Here is a 2,529-nt window from a genome sequence, read left to right on the forward strand (position 1 = left end):
TTTCGTCAGCGGAATGAGCCGGTGGTGATGCCTTCGACGAAGTATTTCTGGGCGAGGAGGAAGATGGCGATGGAGGGGATGAGGGCGGTGACGACGCCGGCGAGGACGATGCTGATGGAGCCGGTGCCGAAGTTGCCTTGGAGGGAGACGAGGCCGAGGGGGAGGGTGAAGTTGTTGGTGGACTGGAGGAAGATCAGGGGCCGGAAGAACTCGTTCCAGTAGCCGGAGAAGGTCAGCACGGCCAGGGTGGCCATGGGGGGCAGGGCGATGGGGGCGTAGATCTTGGCGAAGATCTGCCAGTTCGAGGCGCCGTCGACGCGGGCGGCCTCGGCGAGCTCGCCGGGCATCTGGAGGAAGTACTGGCGCATGAGGAAGGTCCCGAAGGCGCCGCCGATGGCCGGGATGATCAGGGAGGAGAGGTTGTCGGCCAGGCCGAGGTAGCGGATGAGGATGAAGATGGGGATGATCGTGGTCTGGGCCGGGACCATCATGGTGGCCAGGACCATGGCGAACACGGCGCCCTTGCCGCGGAAGCGGACCAGGGCGAAGGCGTAGCCGCTCATGGTGGAGGTGATCAGCTGCAGGGCCACGATCGCGCCGGTGACGATGACGCTGTTGAGGAAGAAGGTCGCGAGCGGGACCTGCTCGAACACGGCGGTGTAGTTCTCCCAGACCGGGGCCAGGGGGATCCACTGGGGCGGGTTGGAGAAGGACTCGGCGGGGGTGCGCAGCGAGGTCGAGACCGTCCAGAGGATGGGCAGGACGAAGCCGGCGGCGATGACGGCGAGCAGGGCCAGCCCGGCCCCGCGCCAGGCCCTGCGGCGGGCGGCGTGCGGGAGCCGGATGCGGCGCGCGGCGGCGGGGGCGACGGCGGGCCCGAGGGCGGGGGGCTTGATGGCGGTCACGAGTAGAACACCCACTTCCGGGAGATGTAGAACTGCAGCCCCGTGATGGCCAGCAGCGCCACGAACAGGACGACGGAGATCGCCGAGCCGTAGCCGAACTGGATGTTCTGGAACGCGGTGCGGTAGATGAGCATGACGGTGGTGGTGGTCGCGTCCCCGGGCCCGCCCTTGGTCATGACGTAGGGCTGGTCGAAGATCTGCATCGCGTTGATCAGCCCGATCACGGAGGCGAAGAAGATGGTCGGGCTGATCAGGGGCAGCTTGATGGCGAAGAACGTCCGGATCGGCCCGGACCCGTCGATGGAGACGGCCTCGAGGACGTCCTTGGGCAGGGAGCCCAGGGCGGCGGTGAAGAGGATGAACACGAAGCCCAGCTGCTGCCACACGGCCACGATCACGATGGTCGCGGTCGCCCCGGCCGGGGAGGAGAGCCACTGCATCTGGGGCAGGCCCAGCAGGCCCAGGTAGTAGTTGATCACGCCGAAGTGGTCGTCGAAGAGGTAGGAGAAGACGATCGAGATCGACGCGGCCGAGACCAGCAGGGGCAGGAAGAACGCGGTGCGGAAGATGGACCGGGCCCACGTCGAGGCCCGCTGCTGGACCAGGACCGCCATCGCCAGGCCGATCACGATCTGCAGCACGACCACCAGGGCCGCGAGCCAGGCGGTGACGCCGAAGGAGTGCACGACGGCGGTGTCCCCGGCGAGGTGGGCGAAGTTGGCGAAGCCGACGAACTCCGGCGGGGAGATGATGTCCCAGGAGAAGAACGCCAGGACGAAGGTGAACACGATCGGGGCCGCGGTGAACACCAGGATCGTCGCCGCGGAGAGCGAGATCATGGCCCAGCCGAAGGCGGCCTCCCTCCGGTGGGCGCGCGTGGCATTGCGGCTGCGGTTGGCGGGCCGGGGCCCCCCGGGGCGGGCGGCCCCGGGGAGCACGGCGCGGGCGGCGGGCGCTGACATGGTCAGCTCCCGACCGCCGCGGCGGCGGACTCGAGGTCCTTCTGCAGCCCGGCGAGGGCGTTCCTGGCGCTGCCGGAGGACATCGCCTCGGTGGTGCGCTGGTTCAGCGCGTTCGCCATCGCGTTGTAGTACGGCGGGGCCGCGATCGGGGCGGTGTTCGGGTACTTGTCCAGGGTGTCGTAGAAGACCTTCCAGTTCTTCGGCCCCGTCGTCGCGTACCGGTCGGCGGTCATCATCGACCTCCGGGACGGGGTCGTGGAGTTGCCCTCGGTCAGGATCCCGATCGCGGACGGGTCCACGAGGGACTTCAGGAACTCCCAGGCCAGGTCCTTGTTCTTGGAGGACTCGAAGATCCCGTACCCGCCGGTGCCGAACAGGTGGCGCTGGACCTTCCACTTCGGGAAGAACTGCACGTCGAAGGTGTCCGGGCCCATGCCGGCGTTGTGCAGGCCGCCGGCCCAGAACCCGCCGCCGATCGCCATGCCGATCTTGTTGTTCGAGAACAGCCCCTGCAGGGTCGACCCGCCCCCGACGTCGGGCTTGGCCGACAGGCCCGAGTTGGCCAGCTCGACCATCAGGTCCAGGGACTCCACGACCGCGTCCGAGGTGGCGGTCGGGGCCCCCCACTTCCAGCCCCCGCCCCGGCCTTGGGCCGCGGGGTC

At 68.8% G+C, this 2,529-nt stretch carries 3 protein-coding genes; all 3 read right to left on the reverse strand.

All coding sequences use genetic code 11. The annotated features are described in order from the left end of the window. Positions 1-5 precede the first annotated feature (5 nt). Positions 6-845, reverse strand: a complete 840-nt coding sequence (locus tag SPF06_RS21950) for a carbohydrate ABC transporter permease (protein ID WP_428985818.1) — start codon at positions 843-845, stop codon at positions 6-8. Positions 846-901: 56 nt separating this feature from the next. Next, a complete protein-coding gene (locus SPF06_RS21955) occupies positions 902-1,867 on the reverse strand; it encodes a carbohydrate ABC transporter permease (protein ID WP_323281296.1) in 966 nt (321 codons plus the stop codon). Positions 1,868-1,869: 2 nt separating this feature from the next. Continuing rightward, on the reverse strand, positions 1,870-2,529 hold a 660-nt coding region (locus SPF06_RS21960; RefSeq protein WP_323281297.1), incomplete at its 5' end, for an extracellular solute-binding protein.

Origin of the sequence: Sinomonas terricola, from assembly GCF_034931225.1 — a bacterium.
Classification (GTDB): domain Bacteria; phylum Actinomycetota; class Actinomycetes; order Actinomycetales; family Micrococcaceae; genus Sinomonas; species Sinomonas terricola.